At 54.1% G+C, this 21,876-nt stretch carries 22 protein-coding genes and 1 pseudogene; 15 read left to right on the top strand and 8 right to left on the bottom strand.

Going from position 1 to position 21,876, the window contains the following annotated elements; all coding sequences use genetic code 11:
• Window positions 1–23: 23 nt before the first annotated feature.
• Window positions 24–1,016: pseudogene (locus GFER_RS16120) on the bottom strand (IS30 family transposase).
• A gap of 131 nt (window positions 1,017–1,147) precedes the next feature.
• Between GFER_RS16120 and GFER_RS18400 the strand changes: the two are divergent.
• From GFER_RS18400 to GFER_RS16145, 4 genes are all read left to right on the top strand, one after another.
• Entirely contained in the window at window positions 1,148–2,083 is a 936-nt protein-coding gene (locus tag GFER_RS18400) for a polysaccharide pyruvyl transferase family protein (protein ID WP_074669606.1), read from the top strand.
• 44 nt (window positions 2,084–2,127) lie between these two features.
• A complete protein-coding gene (locus GFER_RS17965) occupies window positions 2,128–3,315 on the top strand; it encodes an ATP-grasp domain-containing protein (RefSeq protein ID WP_052446515.1) in 1,188 nt (395 codons plus the stop codon).
• 146 nt (window positions 3,316–3,461) lie between these two features.
• The gene (locus tag GFER_RS16140) at window positions 3,462–4,397 is read left to right on the top strand and encodes a D-alanine--D-alanine ligase (RefSeq protein ID WP_040101046.1); all 936 of its coding nucleotides are present in this window, start codon (window positions 3,462–3,464) and stop codon (window positions 4,395–4,397) included.
• Window positions 4,398–4,629: 232 nt separating this feature from the next.
• Window positions 4,630–4,890 carry a DUF2442 domain-containing protein gene (locus GFER_RS16145; protein WP_040101047.1) on the top strand — a complete coding sequence of 87 codons (261 nt, stop codon included), beginning with the start codon at window positions 4,630–4,632 and terminating at the stop codon, window positions 4,888–4,890.
• 165 nt (window positions 4,891–5,055) lie between these two features.
• Here GFER_RS16145 and GFER_RS16150 read toward each other — a convergent pair whose 3' ends face one another.
• Window positions 5,056–5,340 carry a nucleotidyltransferase family protein gene (locus GFER_RS16150; RefSeq protein WP_040101048.1) on the bottom strand — a complete coding sequence of 95 codons (285 nt, stop codon included), beginning with the start codon at window positions 5,338–5,340 and terminating at the stop codon, window positions 5,056–5,058.
• A 279-nt stretch (window positions 5,341–5,619) separates the two neighbouring features.
• Between GFER_RS16150 and GFER_RS16155 the strand changes: the two genes are divergently transcribed.
• Entirely contained in the window at window positions 5,620–8,454 is a 2,835-nt protein-coding gene (locus GFER_RS16155; protein WP_040101049.1) for a beta-L-arabinofuranosidase domain-containing protein, read from the top strand.
• Window positions 8,455–8,624: 170 nt separating this feature from the next.
• On the opposite strand, the gene GFER_RS16160 is transcribed toward GFER_RS16155, so the two are convergent.
• Entirely contained in the window at window positions 8,625–9,083 is a 459-nt protein-coding gene (locus tag GFER_RS16160) for a type II toxin-antitoxin system VapC family toxin (protein WP_040101051.1), read from the bottom strand.
• Window positions 9,080–9,367 (bottom strand): type II toxin-antitoxin system Phd/YefM family antitoxin, encoded by a 288-nt coding sequence (locus tag GFER_RS16165; protein ID WP_040101052.1) that lies wholly within the window; start codon window positions 9,365–9,367, stop codon window positions 9,080–9,082. Before GFER_RS16165 ends, GFER_RS16160 begins: the two co-directional genes overlap by 4 nt.
• A gap of 498 nt (window positions 9,368–9,865) precedes the next feature.
• Between GFER_RS16165 and GFER_RS17970 the strand changes: the two genes are divergently transcribed.
• The gene (locus tag GFER_RS17970; protein ID WP_161807424.1) at window positions 9,866–11,395 is read left to right on the top strand and encodes a right-handed parallel beta-helix repeat-containing protein; all 1,530 of its coding nucleotides are present in this window, start codon (window positions 9,866–9,868) and stop codon (window positions 11,393–11,395) included.
• Window positions 11,396–11,593: 198 nt separating this feature from the next.
• Entirely contained in the window at window positions 11,594–12,358 is a 765-nt protein-coding gene (locus GFER_RS17975) for a class I SAM-dependent methyltransferase (RefSeq protein WP_052446517.1), read from the top strand.
• A gap of 57 nt (window positions 12,359–12,415) precedes the next feature.
• Here the strand turns inward: GFER_RS17975 and GFER_RS16180 are convergent, their stop codons facing one another.
• The 4 genes from GFER_RS16180 to GFER_RS16195 all read right to left on the bottom strand — a co-directional run bounded on the left by GFER_RS16180 (window position 12,416) and on the right by GFER_RS16195 (window position 14,015).
• Window positions 12,416–12,769 carry a nucleotidyltransferase domain-containing protein gene (locus GFER_RS16180; protein WP_040101053.1) on the bottom strand — a complete coding sequence of 118 codons (354 nt, stop codon included), beginning with the start codon at window positions 12,767–12,769 and terminating at the stop codon, window positions 12,416–12,418.
• A complete protein-coding gene (locus GFER_RS16185) occupies window positions 12,750–13,145 on the bottom strand; it encodes a HEPN domain-containing protein (protein ID WP_040101055.1) in 396 nt (131 codons plus the stop codon). Before GFER_RS16185 ends, GFER_RS16180 begins: the two co-directional genes overlap by 20 nt.
• 235 nt (window positions 13,146–13,380) lie before the next feature.
• Window positions 13,381–13,782, bottom strand: a complete 402-nt coding sequence (locus GFER_RS16190; protein WP_040101056.1) for a type II toxin-antitoxin system VapC family toxin — start codon at window positions 13,780–13,782, stop codon at window positions 13,381–13,383.
• Window positions 13,779–14,015: a DUF6364 family protein gene (locus GFER_RS16195; RefSeq protein WP_040101057.1), complete on the bottom strand. Its 237-nt coding sequence runs from the start codon at window positions 14,013–14,015 to the stop codon at window positions 13,779–13,781. The genes GFER_RS16190 and GFER_RS16195 overlap by 4 nt, the downstream gene beginning before the upstream one ends.
• 206 nt (window positions 14,016–14,221) lie before the next feature.
• Between GFER_RS16195 and GFER_RS16200 the strand changes: the two genes are divergently transcribed.
• The 8 genes from GFER_RS16200 to GFER_RS16235 all read left to right on the top strand — a co-directional run bounded on the left by GFER_RS16200 (window position 14,222) and on the right by GFER_RS16235 (window position 21,375).
• Window positions 14,222–15,973: an asparagine synthetase B family protein gene (locus tag GFER_RS16200; protein ID WP_459542346.1), complete on the top strand. Its 1,752-nt coding sequence runs from the start codon at window positions 14,222–14,224 to the stop codon at window positions 15,971–15,973.
• 355 nt (window positions 15,974–16,328) lie between these two features.
• Window positions 16,329–16,562 (top strand): type II toxin-antitoxin system CcdA family antitoxin, encoded by a 234-nt coding sequence (locus GFER_RS16205; RefSeq protein ID WP_040101059.1) that lies wholly within the window; start codon window positions 16,329–16,331, stop codon window positions 16,560–16,562.
• Window positions 16,562–16,864: a CcdB family protein gene (locus GFER_RS16210; RefSeq protein ID WP_040101060.1), complete on the top strand. Its 303-nt coding sequence runs from the start codon at window positions 16,562–16,564 to the stop codon at window positions 16,862–16,864. Before GFER_RS16205 ends, GFER_RS16210 begins: the two co-directional genes overlap by 1 nt.
• 263 nt (window positions 16,865–17,127) lie before the next feature.
• On the top strand, window positions 17,128–18,477 hold the full coding sequence (locus GFER_RS16215) for a phenylacetate--CoA ligase family protein (RefSeq protein ID WP_040101062.1): 1,350 nt from the start codon (window positions 17,128–17,130) through the stop codon (window positions 18,475–18,477).
• A 137-nt stretch (window positions 18,478–18,614) separates the two neighbouring features.
• Window positions 18,615–19,214, top strand: coding sequence for a transposase (locus GFER_RS16220; protein ID WP_235264114.1), 600 nt, complete (start codon window positions 18,615–18,617; stop codon window positions 19,212–19,214).
• A 225-nt stretch (window positions 19,215–19,439) separates the two neighbouring features.
• Window positions 19,440–19,697, top strand: coding sequence for a type II toxin-antitoxin system RelE family toxin (locus tag GFER_RS16225; RefSeq protein ID WP_040101064.1), 258 nt, complete (start codon window positions 19,440–19,442; stop codon window positions 19,695–19,697).
• A complete protein-coding gene (locus tag GFER_RS16230) occupies window positions 19,694–20,068 on the top strand; it encodes a helix-turn-helix domain-containing protein (RefSeq protein WP_040101065.1) in 375 nt (124 codons plus the stop codon). Before GFER_RS16225 ends, GFER_RS16230 begins: the two co-directional genes overlap by 4 nt.
• Before the next feature lie 44 nt (window positions 20,069–20,112).
• The gene (locus GFER_RS16235; protein WP_040101066.1) at window positions 20,113–21,375 is read left to right on the top strand and encodes a TIGR03790 family protein; all 1,263 of its coding nucleotides are present in this window, start codon (window positions 20,113–20,115) and stop codon (window positions 21,373–21,375) included.
• Window positions 21,376–21,876 lie beyond the last annotated feature (501 nt).

Below are 21,876 nucleotides of genomic sequence, written 5' to 3' on the forward strand. Positions count from 1 at the left end.
GCGTTTGAAAAAATCACGCGGATTCAATTCGCTAGTTCAATAGGTGGATCAATTCCAAAAAATACCTGATTCGGGGTTTTGAACCCATGGCATTTTCTTGGGCGATTGTTGAGTTTTTCCATTACGGCCCACACTTCGGCATCAGAGACAGCGGCAAGATTTTGACCTTTAGGAAAATATTGCCGGATCAGACCGTTGGTATTCTCGTTCAGGTCCCGTTCCCAGGAATGGTAGGGATGGGCAAAGTATCCACTGGCATCGAGATCTTCGCCAATCCGCTGATGGTAGGCGAAATCCTTGCCGTTGTCATACGTCAGAGTTTGTCCCTCAGAGGCCAACGGTTTAGGCTGCGTCACGATAGCGTCCTCAACGTTTTGGGCCGACTGACTGGCAACCTTGGCAATGACGCTCAGTCGTGACTTGCGTTCCACCAGAGACACAAGTGCGGCCGCGCCGCGTTTGCCAACAACGGTATCGACTTCCCAGCCTCCGATTCGGCTTCGTTGATTAACAATATCAGGTCGCCCGTCGATAGAAACACGCCCTTTGATCTGTCCGCTGTCCGCGTCGATCAGGGCAACCATAGCGCTTTTTACGCGGTTTTTGGCAGCGCAGGCTGCGGTGCAGGTGGCGGTGCAGGTGGCGGTGCATATCCCCGCCATGTTGCTTGGCGAAGGATGTAGCGATAGCTCCATTTGTGGCTGACATTGATTGATTCTTCAAGTTGCACAGCCAATCGCTGACTTGCTCTGGGCTCCAGTCTTCGCGCAGCAGCCTCTCAGCCCGAGCCCAGGCCTGCGATGAAATTCGAGGCTTTGCCTTCCACGGCGCTTGAGGGCAAAAGTGTGCGCCTCCTTGGATAGCCTCTATGGCCGGGGTTACGACGAAGTTCTCGGCTGACGGTGGACTTGTGGTGCCCGATAATCTGAGCGATCTCGCTCTGATTTTGCCCGGCTGCATTCAGGGCATAAATCTGATATCGTTCTTCTCGAGTAAGCATCTGTGTAGTGACTCATCTGTGCTCCTCTAACTTTGGTCGGTGAGGGAAGCCATGAGCCTACCGCAGCTTACACTTCAAACCAACCTGGTAGAGTTCACCTACGAGTTGAATTCAGGTCATTTATTTAAATGAATTTGGAGAAATGCCGTGGAAATATATTATTGGAAGGTCAACCCTTCAAATTTTGGGGATGAATTGAACCCTTGGCTATGGAAAAAAATCTTGCCAGAAATTTTTTCATCAAGTGAGGTGGGGGATAATAGTGGAAAATTGTTTGTTGGAATTGGAACTTTAATAAATCATAAGCTACCGAAAGAGCGAGATAAAATAATTTTTGGAGCTGGTGTTGGGTATGGTGATTTGCCTACAATTGACGATTCTTACAGTATATATTTTGTTAGAGGCCCCCTAAGTGCAGATGCGCTTAAGTTAAGTAAGGATAAGTTTATAACCGATCCTGCTATACTGATTAATTCCTGTCTTGAGGATACAAAAAAGAAAATAGTAAATAAGCATAAAATTTCATTTTCTCCACATTATTCTTCTTACAAGTGGGGGGACTGGGATGAAGTTTGCAGAAAAGTTGGTATTAAATGCATAAGTCCGTTTCAAAAAGTAGATAAAGTTATTTTAGATATCTGTTCTAGCGAACTGGTTATAACTGATTCAATGCATGGTGCTATATTTGCTGATTCTTTAAGGATTCCATGGATTCCGATACACCCCAATTATGGGCATATACTCGATTTTAAATGGAGAGACTGGTCCCAATCAATGTGCCTTGAATACGCTCCCCATTATGTCGATCCTGTTTGGCGAGGTGGTTGTCATAAACCATTTAAGCAACAAATCAAAAACTTGATTAAGCGCGGTCTGCATTCTTCTGGCGTTTGGAGGGAGGGATGGGAGCCACCTGAAATGCCGCGAAGTAAACCAGGTGTTGTTGAGAAGGCAGGTGCTCAACTTTTAAGGTTAGCTAATAATGAACAGCGGTTTTTGAGCCGTGATAATATATTTGAAGATAAGCTAAATATGTGTTTAGAGAAAGTTGAACAATTCAGACGAGAATTCGCGCCTCGCTAGCTCTTACTCACATATAGCTTGAAAAAGACAGGCTTGGATGCTCTATGCGCATTAAAAACCCCATAATCATCTCCCAATTTGGCCCCCCCGCCCTGGCCGCTATCCGCAGCTGGGGCCGCCGTGGCGCTCGCGTCGGACTGATCCAGATCGTCGCCGAAGGCGAGCCTGTCCCTCAATCGCGCTATCTGGCCGACCATATCGCCATGACCGCGGATGACCTGCTCAACGGCGACGGATTGGCACGTGCCATTACATTTATGCGCGATTTCGGCGCCGATATTCTTCTGCCCATCAACGAACAATTCGCCTGTCTTCTGGATGAAAATCGGCATCTGCTGCCTGCGGGCATCAAGCTGATGTTTTCCGGCGCCGAGGCAACACGTGCCGTTCTGTCCAAAAGCCGCCAGATCGAAACGGCACGACGTTTAGGGATGTGCCTCTTGCCGACTTGGGAAATCGGGGGCGGAAATTTTGATTTTTCTGTATTCAGTGCAGAAGATTTTCCTTTGTGTTTGCGCCCCGCCAAACCGGGCGGTGTGCGGCCTTCATTCAAGGTTCAGATTGCGCGCAGCACAAAAGAGCTTGATGCCTTCATCGGGGGGATTAAGCAATTCGGCAGTCCGGTTTTGGCGCAACCCTTTACCAATGTGCCCAACCTGGTCGTGCATGGCGCGCGCGGTCCCGACGGAACCGCCTGCGGCGTAGAAGGCTTTATCGTTGCGCGCAAGTTCGAAGGGGTGACGTTGACGATTCGCCCCTTTGCCATCAGCGACGAACTGCGCCGCCAGTGCATGGCGTTTGTCGAAGAGTTTAAGGTGATCGGGCCCTATCATTTCGAATTTCTTTACGATCCGGCGACCGGCACACCCTGGTTTCTGGAACTCAACAGCCGCCTGGGTGGCACCACTGCCAAGGTGATGTCGTGCGGCTACGATGAACCGGCCTGGGCACTGAAAGCTTTTGGTTATGATGTTGATCCTGGCCGCACGCGCACCGACGTGACGGCCTCAAGCAAAAAAGCTATCGGCAAGTTTCTTCTCAGCGCCCTTAAAGGCAAGCTCACCCCCCTTGATTACCCTGACGAACCACGCTGGAAACGTATTGTCATGGCCCTCTACGGTTTTGCCGCCTGGCGCGATGATGTGTTTGCCTGGGATGATCTGCCTGCCGCAATGACGTTGTATGGTTTGACCCTCAATGGGAAGAAACAGGTGGAAAAGGTGCGGACGTAGGGGCAAGGCATGCCTTGCCCAGGGCGACGCATGCGTCGCCCCTGCGCGGAGCGGTTGGGTGAATCCGCAATGCGCGATGATGTTTGACCGTAGGGGCGCAGCATGCTGCGCCCTTTGCACTGAAATTAACGGAGGGAGGATTGGCCATGAACGGCGCCAAAAAAATCAAAAAGGTTCTGGTTCTGTGCGGAGGCAACTCATCGGAGCGCTCCGTTTCCTTGGTGAGCGGCAAGGCGTGCGCGGATGCTTTGCGGCGGCTTGGCTATGAGGTGTCCGTGGTGGATACCGACGACATGCGCGATGCGGTTCAACAGATCCTGAGCATCGCCCCGGATGTTGTTTTCAACGCCTTGCATGGCCGCCAGGGAGAAGACGGCTGCGTGCAGGGTTTTCTCAATCTGGTTGGACTTCCTTACACGCATTCGGGTGTCATGGCCTCGGCGGTTGCGATGGACAAGGTGGCGACCAAGCAATTGCTTGCAGGCGTCGGGGTGCCGAGCCCGGGGGGTATCACCTGCACCCTTTCCGCGCTGCGCGAGAAAGAGCTTATGGCGCGGCCCTATGTTGTCAAGCCGGTGTGCGACGGATCATCCAAGGGGGTTGTGATTGTGCAATCGGGTGAGGATCTGGACGCCTTGTTCGGCGATGCCGATCTCGCCCAGGAGGTGCTTGTCGAGGAATTTATCGCCGGACATGAATTGACCGTAGGCGTCATGGAGGGCAAGGCGTTTGCCGTGACCGAATTGAAACCCGAATCGGGCTGGTACGATTTCGAGGCCAAATACACCGCCGGAAAAACCCTGCACCTTTTGCCTGCCTCCCTGCCGCCCGTGGTTTATCAGGCTGCGCTGCGCCATGCCGAGCAGGCGCACGCGGTGTTGGGCTGCCGGGGTATCAGCCGTTCTGATTTTCGCTATGACCCCGCCCGGGAAAACGATGAAAACCATGGTCTGTATTTTCTCGAAATCAACACCCAACCCGGTATGACCGAACTGAGCCTTGCCCCGGAACAGGCCATTTATTGCGGATATACCTTTGATACCTTCGTGGATCGGTTGGTGCAATTGGCGCAGGTGGATTGAGCCGCAATCGGTCGTACACCGGTGCCTAGCCCAGGGCGACGCATGCGTCGCCCCTACGCGGAACGGTTGGATGAAACGGTTAATGCGCGGGGATGATTGACCGCATGGGCGCAGCATGCTGCGCCCATGTTATGCTTGCCCAGGGCGGTTTCGCCGTTAACGTGCGCGATTGGGAATTGGCGATCAACGGCCAACCCCTTTTTACCATCGACCCTCTGCGCTAGGAGGTTTTATGGAATCAGTGATCCGCGTTGTTGCACGTGATGATTTCCATTTGGAGTTATGGTTCAGAAGTGGAGAGCATCGTATTTTCGATGCCCGGCCTTATTTGGATCGAGGTGTGTTCCAGCGATTAAAGAACGTTGCCTTGTTCAAACAGGCGTATGTTGCCATGGACACAGTTTGTTGGCCCGGTGATCTGGATATCGCACCGGAAACTCTCTATGACCTGTCGGTTTTGGTAAAACGGACCGAAAACCATGCCTGTTGTTGAATGCATCGTAGGGGCGAGGCAGCGCCTCGCCCAGGGCGACGCATGCGTCGCCCCTGCGGGGTACGCGGTGCGGGTTGGCCCAATTAGCGTTTAAGCGTTTTGATCAAGTGTTCAATTTTGTCCATCGCTTCGAGAATATGTTCCAGATAAACCAGTCGTCACGTTTCATTGATAGATAACCCGCATCTCGGCCTTGATCCGATCAATCAGGCGGGGGCTTATGGCCGCTTCGGTGAGTAAATCGACGTGAATTCCTAAGGCTTCGCTTAATTCTCGTTGGATTTTGACCAGGGTGAGTAAACTTTTCCGATTTTTGAAGTCCACCAGGAGGTCGAGGTCGCTGTCCGGGCGGGCTTCGCCGCGGGCATGTGAGCCGAAAATGCCGATTCGGGCGGCATCATGATTTTTTAGGATGGCGATGAGTGTTGATTCCAAATCCTGGGGTATCATGGTTTCTCCTGAATTTACGGCATTATCTGGATGTTATCAAAAGGCATGGCTTGAATCAAAATAAAACCGGGCGCACATCGGTGCGCCCCTACCGTTTGTGGTTGGATGAATCGGTTAATGCGCGGGAATGATTGGCCGTAGGGGCGCACTGACGCGCGCCCTGATGGGTCGCCCGAACATAAACCTCGGGATGCGCTCGTTTGCGCGGCCGGGGGATTTTGTTAAGGTGTAGAGGTGCATATTAATGTGCCCCATTGTTTTCCCCGGCGGGAGGCGCGTATGACCCCACCCAGAAATCTTCTCATTTCCCTTATCTGTTTAACTCTGCTCACTTTTCTGCCCGCGTGCAATCGGTTTGCCTTGAGCGAAGGGCTTGATCAACGCCCGACTGCAATCCAATGGGCGGATCGCACGGATGATCTGCCGGTGCGGTTGATTGTCCGTGATACCGCCCCCGGCGGCCAGAAACGTGACCAGGAGCCGGTCACAACGGGGGTGCCTTTGCCGTTGAGCGCGGATATCGTCGACACCCGATCCCTGGTTCTGACCGATGTGCGGGGGCAGGCAGTCCCCGCGCAATTCACAGTTCTGGCGCGTTGGAACGGGCCGCTTGCAGATGAAACCCTTCCGATTCGCTGGGTGTTGGTGGATTTTCAAGCGGATGTTTCTGCGAGTGGTACAAGTGAGTATGAACTCAGCAAGACCGAACATGCTGGGGGTGGGTTTGAGAGTCCGGTTGAAATTATCGAACGCGCCGATCGGTTTCTCGTAGATACGGGTGCTGCGCGTTTTTCTATCAGCCGCAGTTATTTTAACCTGTTCGATCAGGTATGGGCCGGTAAGGGAGAAGGTTCACTGGTGGTGGATCAGGTGGAACGCGGCGGCGTGGTGTTGGTTGATAGGAACGGAAAACGTTTTTCATCGCTGAATGCGCCCCCGGAATCCATCGAAATCGAAGAGTACGGGCCGTTGCGTTCGGTGATACGGGTGCGTGGCGTGCTGCGCGCCGATGACGGCACCTATTTTGCCCCGCCGGTTAACAATAGTAAAGATTGGCCGCGTTTCAGCCAGCCCTACGAACATTCCTTCGTCTATTACAACTGTCGCATACATTTTTATGCCGGGAAAGATTATGTACGGGTGTTTTTCACCCTTGAGAACAACGGTGCTAACGGTCGCACGAATCCGGAGCAGCATTTTGCGCCCATTCAGTCGGTGTATTTTGACAGTGTTAGCCTCGGATTGAATTTGATAAATCAGCGACAGGCGACTGTAATCAGCGCAGATTTGCATGAGCGGCTGGATCAGGGATCCATCAGCTTATTGCAGAACTGGCGGGACGCAGCTGAAAGTACCAGAAACGGTACCTTGGTGCCCACATTTGCCGAGGGAGCATTTTATGTCCTGCTCCAAAACGATGAGAAAATTGCCGAGGGGCGGACCCATCCGGGATGGCTTAGCGTGCAGGGCGACAGGGGGGGCGTGAGTGTCGCGTTTCGTCATCTCTGGCAGAATTTTCCCAAAAAAATTATTGCCGCTCCTCAGGGTTTGAACCTGGTTTTATGGCCCGAGGAGGGGTATTACCCTCATTGCAGTCGTGACGATTTTCTCGACCAGAGATTTGCCATGTATTGCCATGAGGCGGGTCAGGATGCCGGATTGTACCTCTTTGACGGGGGGCGTCATAAAACACATGAAATGTTGCTGGCCTTTTCCGTGCGAGGAGAAAATCCTGACCCAGAAGGCTTGCATGCAGCTGTGGAACACCCACTCATGGCCTTGGCGCCGCCCGCCTGGTACAGCGATACCGGCGGTCTGGGCTTGATGGCACCGAGCGGTTTGACAATGGACAATGCCGAACTTGATGAGGCAATGGATCGCTACGATCGTTTGCAGATCGCTATGGTGGATGAAGAAGTTTCGCAAAACGAATGGACCATCAATACCCTGAAGACGCGTAGTCCTGCACATTGGAGTTCTAGCTACCAATATCGCTACTTCGGCTGGATGGGTTTTGGCGATCTGCTCTGGGCGGGGCAGGCGCCGAGTGCTCTACATTACGACTGGCCTTTTAGCATGCTGCTGCATTATTTGCGAACCGGACATCGCGGCCTGTTTGATGCCGGCGTCGAGATGGCGAAGCACCGCTACGACATCGATCAATATCACGGCGAGAGACGCGACAGTCGCGGCAATCATGTGTGGACCAATCACATGGCGTTTTATGAGTCCGAACGGCATTCCGATCCGAGTATTAATACCCATAATCCCGCGCGGGTGTCGATGAACAGCCACACTTGGAATGGCGGCCTGGTGCTGTATTATTTGCTGACGGGTGATCGTAAAGCTTGGGAAGCGGCAGTCGCCAATGGGCAGGCGGCTTTAAGCAGGCTGGAACGACGTTCACAAACGCAGGGGTGTGCCAGCCATGAGACACGCCAGGAAACATGGCCGATTCTCAACTTGGTGAACCTTTACCGGGTCAATGGTGATCCGCGATACCTGGAAGTCGCACGCAACATTGCCGTCAATCGGGTGGTGTATCGGGAGCAGCAGGCTGGAGGCCGTGGGCTGTTTGGTGCGGGGCGTGATTGCGATGACATCGACGGAGGGCGCCAGTCCAGCGTAATGTTTTCCTATGCCATTGATCCTTTGATTCAGGTTCATTTGGAAACTGGAGATGAGGACATTGCCGGTTTATTGATCCGTATGGCCGATTTTACCAAAGATATGCTGTTGTTTGGCGGCGATATGGATGACGAGGGCAAATATCGCCCTTTACAGAGTCCGTATGCCTGGCGCGAAACTGATGCCGAGGCAGACAGAAAGGGCGGTTTACTCAGGAATGTTTTTTGGCCTGATCTCTTTGCCTACGTTTATCGCCTTACGGGCGATGAAGAATATCTGCGCTGGGCCAGGCACAGTTTTCGCGATGCCATGTTTTACTACACTGTAGGTGGCAATCGCTATGTCAATCCTGGGCATCGCTCGCGCATCAGCTTTATCGACGGTATGTACTCCGGCAGCGAAACCAAGGCGCACGGCTGGATTGGTCGCACCAACCATGTTTATCTGCACACTGAGTACTGGTTACAACAGAATAATAATCCGTAGGGGCGCAGCATGCCTCGCCCAAGGCCACCCAACGCCTTGCCCCTCCATGATATCTATCTGCGATCATCCTGAATATCTGCGTCCCAAAGGGTTTTAGGCTCCCCAGAAGGGGACGTTCTTGATAAATTGATTAAAAATCTCAGCCGCAGCCTTTGTTTGGGTTGTAGAGACTACTTTTTTCCGGTTATGGATGCGAACTCCGTTGCAGAGGGGATCACGGTAAAACCTTCGGCATCCGCTGCATCGCGCAGCCGCTGATCGAGGCAGACAAAAACCGCCCCCTGTGGTTTGTTTTCGCACCAAACCAGACCCGCGGCCAACTGCAGAGAATCGGCAGCAGATAGGGGGTGTCTCCGGAGCAGGAGTCGCGCCGTATCGCGAACCTCATTAGATGGCGCCATTTCGTTCCAGTTCTCTGCTGCCGCATCAAGCTGTTCGCGGACTTTTCTCTCTTCGTCGTGACTGATTTTCCCAGTACGACGCGCTTTTGCAACAGCCGAGGTGCACTCAACCGATGTGCCCCACCAAACGATCATGGACCTGTCTTCTGCGAACATCCGGCGCGCTGCGGTCGAAAATTCCTCCTCCACCAACAACGGGATGATCGCACAACTATCCCAAAATCTCACCTCTCCTCCCTCTCTTCAATCAGCGCTGTACGTACAGCCCCTTCCGGGTCGGCAGGCCCCTTTTGTGCCCAAAAGTCAGCTTGGAAGCCTTTGCCCACCCGTGCCAGGCCGGCGGCTTCTAGCTTCGCTATATTCGTCCCTTCACCGGCCTCGTCTCGTCGCAACGGGACGATCTTTGCGAATGGATGGCCACGATCTGTCACCAGGATTTCCTCGCCCGATTTGACCTTCCTGAAATATCCACTCGGAGACTTTTTCAGTTCGCTCACCGATGCGCTTTCCATTATGTTCACCTCCTTGCGTTTGTGACCATTATGGTCTTATTGAAAAGACCTGTCAATACCTCTTCTTGGGGTGGGGTGGCGTACGACTCAAAGTACCTTGCGGAAGAAATTGCAGCGAGACGGGCTGACGTGGGGATTTGCGCCCAAGGCCGGCGAGGGCGGGGGAGCGCCCTCGGGAGGAGACGAGCGCGCCGGCGTGGCTACCTCGCCCAGGGCGACGCATGCGTCGCCCCTACATGGGTGGGTTGTGTGAATCCGCAATGCACGGGGATGTTTGATCGTAGGAGTGCAGCATGCTGCGCTCTGGTTGTCATGCGCCCCCTGATCGTTTATGGTTTAATGGTGTCGTAGGGGCAAGGCATGCCTTGCCCAGGGCGCAGCATGCTGCGCCCTGGTTGTGTGCCTTGATTGTATTGATGACAAATTGCAAAACCGGGCGCAGCATGCTGCGCCCCTACGAGAGACGATAGGCGGTTCTTGATGGTGTTTTGGCGTAAAATGTTTTATCTGTTGCGCAATCTTCTGGCAGTCTTTGGCCTTTTATGCCTGGTGGCGGGTGGAATCGGGGCGTTTGTGGTGGCCAAATCCTACAATCTGCCGCCGCGGGTTTTTGCGGAAAAAGTGTTGGCGAAGACCGGGCTTGATCGGTCTTCTTTTCTGGTTGGGCTGGTGCAGGCTGAACCGCTGAAACCCGAAGACGTGCGCCTTCCGGCACTTGATGATCCCGGCTGGAAGGGGCAGGGCGCGCGCAAGACGCGTACGCTGGCTCCGTTTTACTATTCCCGGGATGGACTGCCGGTTCCGCAAGTCTGGCTGAACGAGGCGCAACGCTTTGCTTATGTGCGCCCGCAGGCGCTTCGGCAGGTGGCGGTGGAAAATCCTAAAGAGGTACTGCAGGCGATCCGCAGTGCGGAGCCTGGTGATTTGATCTCTCTGGCGCCGGGGACTTACCGTTTTAACACGCGCAGCATCGGGGTGAGTCGACCCGGAACGGCCGAGCATCCCATCCAGGTGCGGGCGGCGGAACTCGGCCAGGTGCGGATTGAGTTGAACGGCCTGGAGGGTTTTCTGGTCAATGCGCCCTTCTGGGTATTTGAAAATCTCGATATCAAGGGCGTATGCAGCAACCATAGCTCTTGTGAGCATGCCTTTCATGTGGTCGGTGTGGGCCGAGGGTTTGTGCTGAGAAACAGCCGTCTGCACGAATTCAACGCGATGATCAAGGCCAATGGGCTGGATAGCCGCGACGGGGGCCGAAATTTTCCCGACGGAGCGCTGATCGAAGGGAACAGTTTTTTTAATTCGGAGATTCGCCAGACCCGCTCGCCGGTGGTCCCCATCGATGTCGTCGGCGCCGATGACTGGATCATCCGCGAAAACTTCATTGCCGATTACAGCAAGGGGCTGGGCGATCAGATCAGTACGGCGGCTTTCATCAAGGGCAATGCCTCGGGCGGGGTGTTCGAGAACAATCTGGTGGTGGGCGAGTATAATCATTCGGGCGGAGTGCGCCTGGGGCTGTCTTTTGGCGGCGGGGGAACCAGCAAGGGTGCGTCGCGTCACAAAGACAATTCCATTGAAAGCACTGGCGGCATCATGCGTAACAATGTAGTGATGTACACCCGTGATGTCGGCGTCTATCTTAACAAGGCAAGAGATACCCAGGTTTTGAATAACCTGCTTTTTCAGACAATGGGCATTGACGTACGTTTCCCGGTTTCGACAGCCGTCATTAAAAACAACGTGCTCAACGGCAAAATTCGCGAGCGCGACGGCGGCACGGCGATTATGGAAAACAACCTGATTCTTACCGGTGGATTTTTGAAGAAGGATTTTGACGATATTTTTCAGAACCCCCACGAGGGTGATTTTACCCTTGTCGACAGCGCACCGCTTCAGGACAAGGGTGTTCCCAATCAACATGTCCGCTTCGATTTCTGCGACCAGCCACGCGAGGGCGTGCCCAATCTGGGACCGTTCGAATCCGACTGCCGGCCGTTTTTTATGGGTGATTCAGTAAGAAGGTGAAGGAAGACTGATAAAGTCTGATAAAACCTTGGCTCACCGCAGAGAGCGCAGAGAGCGCAGAGGGTGCGGAGAGTGGCTTGAAAAGTTTTCTCAGCGGCCTCGGCGCTCTCTGCGGTGAAAAGGATTTCACGATTTTATCCGCTTTTATCAGATTTGATCCGTGTCCGACTCTCATTTATATAAACAAGGCTTTGATCAATGAGCAAACCGCTTCCCCCTCGCCGAAAAACCTCTTCGCGCGAGGCCTATTGGCGAGAAATGTTCAACGACTTTTCGGCGCTGGAGTCCGACCACGCCATTTCCGGCTGGTCGCCCCAGGGGCTGAGCCTTCGCATGAAATCGTATGTGCAGGCGCTGCCGTCGCTGAATCTGAAGCCGGGCGCGTTGGTGCTCGATTTGGGCTGTGGCGCCGGGGCGTATTCGCGTGTTTTGGGCGAAGCCGGCTTTCGCGTGACGGGTGTTGATTATGCCTGGCTGGTGGCGGGGCAGGCGCGCAGGCGCACGACGCTTAAAAACGTCGATTTTCTCTCGGGTGACGCGACCTGCCTGCCTTTTGCGGATAACCTTTTCGACCATGTGGTGTGTATCGGACTGTTTCAGTCGCTGCACAAGCACCGCGAAGCCATGGCGGAAATTCATCGCGTGCTCAAACCCGGTGGGGTGCTGTGCCTGATCACCCTCAACCGGCGCAATCTCAAGGCCGTGCTGGATCGCAAGCTGGGCCGCGAGGAAATCATCGTCGTTGAAGGTCAATCCCAGGCGCGGCTCAACACCTATGACCCAAAAGTGTTTCAGGACGAGTTGGCTGAGGTGGGTTTTATTGATTTGAATCGAAGGCCGGTGCAGATTTATCCGGAATGGTTGAATCCCGTGTCAACCGTCATCGATTTATGGAGCCGCGTGCCGGCTTTGGGCGACCTGACCGCCCGTTCGTTTATGATCACAGGGACAAAACCCCCGTAGGGGCGACGCATGCGTCGCCCTGGTCAAACACGGCACCCCGGTAAAATAGAGGCTAAGTCACAAAATCTCCAGATGGTTTTCTTGAAAACTTCTCCAGAACGCCGAACCGCTGTGCCGTAATTGTTGGAACTCCTCAGGCGTGTAGACAAGGATGTCAATAGGAATGCCGAGATCCAGAAGATCGAAAAACCGGCGTGGCCGTTCAATGAACGATTGCTGGCTTTCTGTCACGATCAGCAGATCAAGGTCGGACCACACAGTCAGCTTGTTTAGGGCATACGAACCGAAGATATAAGCCTCTTTAACTTCATGATGGATGAGCTTTTCGCGGAGAAAATCTTCAATTTCCTGCTTGGAATAATCGAGGATGCTTTTGGCGGGGCGACTCTGATCAAGAATTTTCGTCATCATTCTGCAGTCGCTTTCGAATGGCACTGAAAATTTCGTGAGCAGATTTCAGGGCCCGCTGAGCTTGCTCCTCGGTCAGGATTTCAAAAGGAGCCCCAGAGGGGAAAGCATCGGGGTATCGTGCGGAGATATAATAGAGATCGAGTTCACGGCAATTTTTTTCCAGGTCTCCATTTTCGCCGAGACTTTTGACGATTTGGAAAAGGGAATGCGTCCGAACAGTATCGAAGCCTTTATGAAAGCAGTAGGCTTTGAGTGCTTTTTCGCTGGCCTGCTGGGCGATAAAGCACGTTTGAGCATAGAATTTTCCGTTTAAGCTATGCTCAGCCCATAAAAGATCGTTTTCGGCTTGGCGAAGCCAATCAATGTGCCTGTTCATCTTCTTGAAATCCCTTGGTTTCAGTTAGATTGTAAATTTACTTGAACTCCCGGCCATTGTCAAAGAGACTGGTCAAAAACGATACCCGGGTGAATTTGGAACAACCTTGGTACGGAAACCGGTGATTCCACCTGGGGACGAAATAGACGGCGAGGGCAGGGCGCAGCATGCTGCGCCCCTACGGGAAATGCCGGCAATGCATCGAATGTAGGGGCGACGCATGCGTCGCCCTGCTCTATAGGGCAAAAAATTCACCGGGTGTCAGAGCGGGGATTGTTGAACCTGAGAAATCCTTGCTGTTGCGGGTGATGATAAAATCACAGGCTTTCTTTTCTGCTGATGCGCAGATGACCGCATCCTCAAAGTCGGAGAACTGTAAATTCCTGGCGCGGAGAAAAATTGCCTTGTCGGCCGGTATGACTGAAAAATTCTGTAGCAGCCAGTCGATCAATTCATCGCTCTGTTGTTTACCAGAGTATTTTTGAACGAGGTAGTGAAGGGTGGTCAGGGCATGCGCCGCGATGCAGCCGCAGTTTTTTTTCAACGCGAAATCGAGAATTCTGGCAGAAGCTTCATAGTGGGGCTGCCTTTTCTGGACAACATCAAGAAAAATATTGAGATCAAGCAGGAGTCTCATTGATGCTTATCCTTCATGGCCTCATGATATTCTTTGCTCGTATCGATTTCTTCGGGGACAATGCCGCTGAAACGCAGAATATCAGGATGTATACCCCCTTCGGGCCCTCTGCGTAATTGTTTGAGGTAGCGATCAATCAACTCGGTCATGGTAATTCCGTGTTTAGACGCGTATTTTTTGGCAAATTCAATGTCTTCTTCCGGTAACCGAATGGTGAGTTTGCGGGTTGCCATCGGTAAACTCCTTTTATTGAATTGATACGGCTATTTTACGGGAAATGTATGGCCAGGTCAATTTTCGGAAATGGGTTGAATGACGGAAACAGGGCGACCCAACGGGTCGCCCCTACAATGACGAATAAGGTCTTCTTTTAATGTGCGGAATCAGCGGTATATATAATCTTGACCAGCGTCCCGTCGACGGCGATTTGCTGCGGCGCATGAACGACACTCTGATCCATCGCGGTCCCGACGGCAGCGGCTTGTTCGTGGATGGAAATATCGGCCTGGGGCATCGGCGCCTTTCCATCATCGACCTGCATACCGGCGATCAGCCGATGGCGACGCCCGAGGGCGATGTGCAGGTGGTGTTCAACGGGGAAATCTACAATTTCCTTGAACTCCGCAGTGAATTGGAGGCCCGGGGACATGTTTTCCGCACCCACAGTGACACAGAAACCCTCCTGCACGGTTATCGTGAGTGGGGTCTTGGATTTGTTGAGCGTTTGCGCGGCATGTTTGCCATCGCTCTGTGGGACAGCCGTGAGCGTAAGCTGATTCTGGTTCGCGACCGATTGGGTAAGAAACCGTTGTATTACCATTTTGACGGCCGTCGTCTTGTGTTCGGCTCGGAGATGAAGGCGCTGCTGGCGGATGATTCGATCCCTCGGGAGATGGATCTGCAGGCGCTGGATGCCTACTTGAGCTTTGGTTATGTGCCTTCGCCGCTGTCGATCTTTTCGGCCATCCGCAAACTGCCTCCGGCCCACCTGGCCGTGTGCGCGGGAGACCGTCTGGAGATCCGGCCGTACTGGGATCTCGATATGAGCCATGGCGGCGAATCGATCTCCGAAGAGCGTGCGGTGGAAGAGCTGCNGGATTCTTCCGCTGTGGTTGCGGCGATGGCGGGGATGACGAATGATCCGGTGCGCACGGCGGCCATCGGCTTTGCCGAAAAGAGATTCAATGAGCTTGAATATGCCCGCGTGGTTGCCGAACGCTACCATACGGCTCATAAGGAGTTTGTCGTAGAGCCCGATGCCCTTGGGATCCTGGACAAGCTGGTGTGGCATTTTGACGAACCCTTCGCCGATTCGTCGGCGATTCCCACCTGGTATGTCTCGCAGATGGCGCGGCAGCAGGTAACGGTGGCTCTTTCCGGCGACGGCGGCGATGAGACGTTTGCCGGCTATGTGCAGCGCTACTCCATGAACCTTTTCGAGGACCAGTGGCGCAGGCGGCTGCCGGGCTTCGCTCGCAGGGGCCTACTGGGTCCGCTGGCAAAGGTTTATCCCCAGGTCGATTCTCTGCCGCGGCCGCTGCGGTTGAAATCGTTCATGACCAATCTGTCGCTGCCGGTCGAACAGGCGTATTTTCGCGATATGTCTTTTTACTTCAAGCCCGAGGCCAAGGCTCGCCTGCTGAAGCCGGACATAGCCGAGCGGATGCGGGGCGGGGCTGAAGGTTTCATGGCGCAGCCTTTTGCGCGTAACCGCAACCCCGATGTGACCAGCCGCGTGCAGTATGTCGATATCAAATCTTATCTGCCTGAGGATATTCTGGTTAAAGTTGACCGCATGAGCATGGCCCACTCCCTGGAGGTACGCGCACCGATACTGGATCACAAAGTGATGGAATACGCCGCGCGCCTGCCTTCAAATCTGAAATTGCGCGGCAGTGAAGGCAAATACATTTTTAAGAAGATGAACGAGTCACGCCTTTCCCAAGACATCCTTTATCGCAAGAAGCAGGGCTTCTGCGTGCCGCTGGCCGCATGGCTGCGCGGCGGCCTTAAGGACAAGGCGCATGAGGCGTTGTTCGGACGTGCTGCGGATCTGGCAGAGCTGTTCGATATGAATTATGTCTCGGATTTATGGGAAAGGCATCAGTCGAACCGGCATGATAATGCCACCCCCCTGTGGGGGTTGGTGATGCTGGGCCTGTGGCGTAAAATGGTTAAGAATTCGGGGTGAAATCCCGAAACGGGGTGCATGACGGGGACAGGGCGCACATCGGTGCGCCCCTACGGGGAGCGCCGGAAATGCATTGGATGTAGGGGCGACCCGCTGGGTCGCCCTGGTCAATCACGGTTTGCCGGTAGATAAAACCCACCCGACGCGGCCGTAGGGGCACGGCGTGCCGTGCCCGGATGTTTCATTACTGCCTTTTTGAAAAGGCAAAAACAAGAGAAAATTTAATGCATCAAGAGGGATACACTGCCTCTGATTGCAATGTCGCGTAGAGCAAAACCTTGAGGCGAATCACAACCTTGACCCCAGCCTGCTGCGGCGTTACGATATGCGCATGAGGTGCGCATAGGAGGTGATGATGACGAGACCCGCGAAGAAACAGGCGACGAATTTGAGTATCAGGAGCGATCTTTTGCGGCAGGCAAAAGCCCGGAACATCAATCTGTCGCGCACCCTTGAGGAGAGTCTTGAGACACTGCTGAAGGAGCAGGATCGGCAGACCTGGTTGGAGCAGAACCGGGATGCCATGGATGCGGCGAATCGGTTTGTTGCTGAGAACGGTCTGTGGAGTGACGGTCTGAGGCAGTTCTGATGGCACAGTTCGATGTCTATGAGGCGAGGGGCGGTGGCGTTGATTTACTTCTGGTTCTTCAGGATGACATGCTGGAGCAACTATCGACACGGGTGGTCGCGCCCCTTGTGTTACCGGAAAATCTGGGGCCTGCGATGAAAACTGTCAATCCTCGGATTTCCGTCGGCGGTGTTGATTATGTCTTGCTGACGCATCTTCTGGCCGCTATCCCCATTGCATCTCTGGGAAAACCTGCCGGTTCCGTAAAAGGCCAAAGAAACGAAATCATCGGTGCGATTGATTTTCTTTTTATCGGGATTTGAGACTTGGCCGGATTCCAGTCATGAAATCCGCGTTTATCCTGAAAATCTATGTTCCATGGGGGGGGTTATTTACTGCATGGCCAGAAACTCTGCCGGTGTCGCTGCCGGGACGCTTGAGTGCGTGAAATCCTTGCTGTTGCGGGTTATGATGAAGCGGCAGTGATTTTCTCGGCGCGGACGACGGTGTCGTTTTATCCGCTTATATCAGACTTGATCCGTGTCCCATTGAGGTTTACGGTTCGTAGATTTAAAGGACGCCATCCATGCACCCATTGCTGGTCAAAAAAATAATTTATCCTTTGCATGAGAAGGTCTTCGGCCGCAAAACCTTTGCCTATCTTGAGGAGTTGGAACAGCAACAGTGGCTGAGTCCGAACCAGCTGGAGGATTTGCGTTTTCGCAAGCTGCGCGATCTGCTGTTGCATGCCCAGGCCAACATTCCCTTTTACGCCGAGCGTTTTTCTGCAGCCGGTTTTGATCCCGCGCGTATGCAGGATCTGAATGATTTTAAAAAGATACCGCCCTTGTCGAAAGCCGAGATCAAACGTAATCTCGATAAAATGACCTGGGCGGCTTGCCCCGGCGGGCTGTATCGGTACAATACGGGGGGCTCATCGGGTGAGCCGCTGATTTTTTATTTCGATCGGCGGCGCCAGGCCATGGACAAAGCGGCGCGTATGCTGACGCATCGCTGGTGGGGCTGCGATGTCGGCGATCCGGAACTTTATCTGTGGGGATCGCCTCTGGAGGTGAAAAAGCAGGATCGCATGAAGGATCTGCGCGACCGCTTGACCAATGAGTTGCTGATCAGCGCTTTTGAGATTTCGGCGCAGAAGGTTCCTGAAATTTACGCTTCGTTTGAAAAGTTCCGGCCCAAGAGCGTTTTCGGATATCCCAGCACCATTGCCCTGTTTGCCGACATGGCCGCACAACAGAATGTGGATCTCAAAGCACTTGGCGTACAGGTGGTGTTTTCTACCGCCGAAGTGCTCTACGACCATCAGCGCGAGGCGATATCGCAGGGATTCGGCGCAATTCCGGTGGTGGATGGTTACGGCAGCCGCGAGGGCGGATTTGTCAGCCATCAATGCCGTGAAGGTCGCCATCACCTCCTGGACCCTAATTTCGTCGTCGAGTTTTTGCAGGATGACCGCACCGTGGAAGAGGGCGAGGACGGCGAAATCGTCTTGACCCACCTGGACAACTGGGGCATGCCTTTTATCCGCTACCGCACCGGCGATGTGGCGCAACCCGGACCCGCCGGCTGCGCTTGCGGGCGAGGGCTTGCGACCATGCAGAAAATCCAGGGTCGCACCACGGATTTTATCGTGACTCCCGACGGCCGCTGGCAGCACGCCCTGTCGGTTATTTACGTGGTGCGTGATATCAGCGGCGTCGAGCAGTTCAAGATTGTGCAGGAAGCGGTGGATGAGGTGCGGGTGCTGCTCACGACCAACGAGATGTACCCCGCCGACGGTGATGCCCGCATTGTCGCCGGTTTCCACAAACGCATGGGTGAGGACGTGCGGGTGAGCGTGGAACACATGACCGACATTCCCCGCGAGGCCTCGGGCAAATTCCGCTACGTGGTGTCGAAGGTTGCACGCCCGTAGGGGCGATGCATGCGTCGCCCGATCTTGGGTCGATCAATTAATTCGACCGAATCGGGTATGCAAACCAGGGCGACGCATGCGTCGCCCCTACGTCGGATTGGTTTTGATTTCGTTTTGTTTGCGGGAGGGGGGGAATTATGTACAACCCCGACGTTCACAATCGTCGGTCGATCCGGTTGCGCGATTTTAATTATGACGATGGCGGGGCGTATTTCGTGACTGCATGCGCTTGGCGGCGCGAATGTTTGTTTGGCGATGTGGTCGATGGGTTGGTAAGGTTGAACGAATTGGGGATGGTGGTGCGGGATTGCTGGACCGCCATTCCACAACATTTCCCGCATGTCGAATTAGATGAATTCATCATCATGCCGAATCACATACATGGGGTATTTTGGATTGTGAATGACAATTCCCCCGTAGGGGCGACGCATGCGTCGCCCGATCTTGGGTCGATCAATCCAGCCGAAACGGGCGCGTTAACCAGGGCGACGCATGCGTCGCCCCTACGGCGACCCGGGCCGAAACGTCGTTCCGTTGGGGCCATTGTCGGTTCATTCAAATCCGCCGCCACCAAACGCATCAACGCAATGCGCGATGACGTCGGGTGCCCGGTCTGGCAACGCAATTATTACGAACACGTTATTCGAGACGAACGTGATTTGCACGCAGTGCGGCAATATATCGCCGACAATCCGGCAAAATGGGAATTGGACACCAATCATCCAGCGCGGATTTGACCCCGTAGGGGCGACGCATGCGTCGCCCGATCTTGGGTCGATCAGTCCGGCCTGATCGGGTACGCAAACCAGGGCGACGCATGCGTCGCCCCTACGTCGAATTGGATGAATTTGTCGTGATGCCGAATCAGGTTCACGCGATTTTTTGGATCACCTGCCCCGTGGGTGCACCTTATAACGGGAGCCCTTCATTGAATTCCGGTTTGCTTTCTGCTAACATTGCATATGTTTACCGTTGAGTATTCGAAGCCGGCGCGAAAGGCGCTGAAAGCCATGCCGCGCAATTCGGCCAAACTTATCTTTGAAAAGATCGAGGCTTTGGCGGTTGATCCTTTCGCTGCGAACAATAATGTTCGCAAATTGACCCAACATCCGGGGTATCGGCTCAGGGTCGGCGATTGGAGAGTCGTATATCTCGTGCAGGAAGAGGCGTTGTTGATTGCCGTCGTGCGTATCGCATCACGGGGAGATGTGTATCAATGAAAGCACAGATTATCGAAAAAAACGGTAAGCCGGAATACGCGGTCATTCCCTATGAAGACTACCTTCGTATGCTTGCGCACATGGAAGATAAGGTGGATGCACAGGGCGTTGCTGAATTTCACGAAAATTATGTCGCCGGCCGCGAACAGCTTGTCCCCGCCGAAATTCTCCGGCGCGAGCTTGAGGGTGAATCGCCCATCAAGCTCTGGCGTGAGAATCGTGGCTTGACTCAGCAGGAACTCGCCGACAGGGTTGGTATCAGCAAGCCGTATCTCTCCCAGATCGAGTCCGGCAAACGTCAAGGTACCATAGAAACCCTGTCTGCCATTGCCCGCGCGCTTGATGTGTCTTTGGAATTGCTGACTGACTAACCAGGGCGCAGCATGCGTCGCCCCTACGGGGACGAAGGAGATATATGCCAAGGTTTTTTTTGCTGCTTTTCGTTCTGCTTTTTCCTTTGACCGCCCACGCCCTGGCTCCTGCGGAGGTTGTGGTTGTCGCCAATCGGTTCGTCGAAGGCAGTGTGCCGCTGGCGCGTTATTACATGGAGCAGCGTGGTATTCCCGCAGAGAACCTGATCCGTGTGCGCACTACGGATAAAGAAACGGTTAGTCGTCGGCATTACGACAGTGAAATCGCCAAGCCGGTGCGCAAATTCCTGGAAAAACGCGGCGCCGCACAACCGGTGGGCGCCGTTGTGCTTATGTGGGGTATGCCCCTGCGAGTTTCCGCACCAGTGCTTACCCGCGAGCAGGAACGGGAAAAAGCGCAGCTTGAACAGGCGCGTGAGGATCTGCGCGCGGAACGGCGCGCTTTGCAAGAGTTGACGGATGAGGAAGCCACAGAGGATCCTAAAGTCCGCGAGCGCACCATTACGGGGCAGATCAAGGTCATCGATGAGGCATTAAAGGGGTTCAGCCCCGGTTGGTCTTCGGCTTCGGTCGACTCGGAGCTTTCCCTGGTCATGGCCGGCGACTATCCCTTGGCGGGCATGCTTCCCAATCCCTATTTCTACGGTAACCGCAGCAAGCAAGCCGAGATGCCCGTCGGCCGGGACGAGGTGCTGGCAGTGAGTCGCCTGGATGGTGCGACTCAAGACATCGTGCGGCGCGTCATCGACGATACGCTCTATGCCGAGGAACACGGGCTTTCGGGCAAGGCCTATTTCGATGCACGCTGGCCCAAGCCGCAAAGTGACAACGCCAGCGGTTATGCCTTTTATGACCAATCCCTGCATCTGGCCGCCGGATGGGTCCGCCAAAAAACGCAGATGCCGGTCATTGTCGAAGATACCCAGAAGTTGTTTCAGCCGGGAGAGGCCCCCGATGCGGCTCTTTACGCGGGCTGGTACAGTCTGGCACGTTATGTGGACGCCTTCACCTGGACGCGGGGTGCTGTCGGCTACCACATCGCCAGTCAGGAGTGCCAGTCGCTGCGGCGCGGCCAATACTGGTGCAAGCGCATGCTCGATGAAGGGGTGGCCGTCACTATCGGCCCCGTTGGCGAGCCCTACGTGCAGGCTTATCCGGTACCGGAAATATTTTTCGGACTGCTTGTGGAGGGCTCCTATTCTCTGGCCGAATGTTATATGATGAGTCTTCCCTGGCTTTCATGGAAGATGGTCATGGTGGGCGACCCCCTGTACCGGCCCTTTGGGGCAGAAGGCAGGGGTGAGTGAGGTGGGCGAATAATGACAACCACCAGGGACAGGTTTTGAGATCAAGGGCGACTCACCGCAGAGGACGCGAAGAGCGCAGAGAATGGCCTAGAGAGAAGCATGGAAAAATCTCAAGGATTTTCTCTGTGTCCTCGGCGTTCTCAGCGGTAAAGAATGCTTTGGGTTTGAAGGTTTCTACAACTGACCAAGGACAGCTTACAAATCAAGTTTAATTCACCGCAGAGGACGCGAAGATCGCAGAGAATGGGCCTAGAGAGAAGCAAGAAAAAATCTCAAGGATTTTCTCTGTGTCCTCGGCGTTCTCAGCGGTAAAGAATGCTTTGGGTTTGAAGGTTTNTTTCTACAACTGACCAAGGACAGCTTACAAATCAGGTTTAATTCACCGCAGAGGACGCGAAGAGTGCAGAGAATGGCCTAGAGAGAAGCAAGAAAAAATCTCAAGGATTTTCTCTGTGTCCTCGGCGTTCTCAGCGGTAAAGAATGCTTTGGGTTTGAAGGTTT

It is taken from the genome of Geoalkalibacter ferrihydriticus DSM 17813, assembly GCF_000820505.1.
Lineage (GTDB): Bacteria > Desulfobacterota > Desulfuromonadia > Desulfuromonadales > Geoalkalibacteraceae > Geoalkalibacter > Geoalkalibacter ferrihydriticus.

What these genes read in the sequence shown, in the direction of transcription:
- GFER_RS17965 (WP_052446515.1), top strand. Translation starts at nt 2,128, where the DNA reads ATGCGCATTAAAAACCCCATAATCATCTCCCAATTTGGCCCCCCCGCC.
- GFER_RS16140 (WP_040101046.1), top strand. Translation starts at nt 3,462, where the DNA reads ATGAACGGCGCCAAAAAAATCAAAAAGGTTCTGGTTCTGTGCGGAGGC.
- GFER_RS16145 (WP_040101047.1), top strand. Translation starts at nt 4,630, where the DNA reads ATGGAATCAGTGATCCGCGTTGTTGCACGTGATGATTTCCATTTGGAG.
- GFER_RS16150 (WP_040101048.1), bottom strand. Translation starts at nt 5,340, where the DNA reads ATGATACCCCAGGATTTGGAATCAACACTCATCGCCATCCTAAAAAAT.
- GFER_RS16155 (WP_040101049.1), top strand. Translation starts at nt 5,620, where the DNA reads ATGACCCCACCCAGAAATCTTCTCATTTCCCTTATCTGTTTAACTCTG.
- GFER_RS16165 (WP_040101052.1), bottom strand. Translation starts at nt 9,367, where the DNA reads ATGGAAAGCGCATCGGTGAGCGAACTGAAAAAGTCTCCGAGTGGATAT.
- GFER_RS17970 (WP_161807424.1), top strand. Translation starts at nt 9,866, where the DNA reads ATGTTTTATCTGTTGCGCAATCTTCTGGCAGTCTTTGGCCTTTTATGC.
- GFER_RS17975 (WP_052446517.1), top strand. Translation starts at nt 11,594, where the DNA reads ATGAGCAAACCGCTTCCCCCTCGCCGAAAAACCTCTTCGCGCGAGGCC.
- GFER_RS16180 (WP_040101053.1), bottom strand. Translation starts at nt 12,769, where the DNA reads ATGATGACGAAAATTCTTGATCAGAGTCGCCCCGCCAAAAGCATCCTC.
- GFER_RS16185 (WP_040101055.1), bottom strand. Translation starts at nt 13,145, where the DNA reads ATGAACAGGCACATTGATTGGCTTCGCCAAGCCGAAAACGATCTTTTA.
- GFER_RS16190 (WP_040101056.1), bottom strand. Translation starts at nt 13,782, where the DNA reads ATGAGACTCCTGCTTGATCTCAATATTTTTCTTGATGTTGTCCAGAAA.
- GFER_RS16195 (WP_040101057.1), bottom strand. Translation starts at nt 14,015, where the DNA reads ATGGCAACCCGCAAACTCACCATTCGGTTACCGGAAGAAGACATTGAA.
- GFER_RS16205 (WP_040101059.1), top strand. Translation starts at nt 16,329, where the DNA reads ATGACGAGACCCGCGAAGAAACAGGCGACGAATTTGAGTATCAGGAGC.
- GFER_RS16210 (WP_040101060.1), top strand. Translation starts at nt 16,562, where the DNA reads ATGGCACAGTTCGATGTCTATGAGGCGAGGGGCGGTGGCGTTGATTTA.
- GFER_RS16215 (WP_040101062.1), top strand. Translation starts at nt 17,128, where the DNA reads ATGCACCCATTGCTGGTCAAAAAAATAATTTATCCTTTGCATGAGAAG.
- GFER_RS16220 (WP_235264114.1), top strand. Translation starts at nt 18,615, where the DNA reads ATGTACAACCCCGACGTTCACAATCGTCGGTCGATCCGGTTGCGCGAT.
- GFER_RS16225 (WP_040101064.1), top strand. Translation starts at nt 19,440, where the DNA reads ATGTTTACCGTTGAGTATTCGAAGCCGGCGCGAAAGGCGCTGAAAGCC.
- GFER_RS16230 (WP_040101065.1), top strand. Translation starts at nt 19,694, where the DNA reads ATGAAAGCACAGATTATCGAAAAAAACGGTAAGCCGGAATACGCGGTC.
- GFER_RS16235 (WP_040101066.1), top strand. Translation starts at nt 20,113, where the DNA reads ATGCCAAGGTTTTTTTTGCTGCTTTTCGTTCTGCTTTTTCCTTTGACC.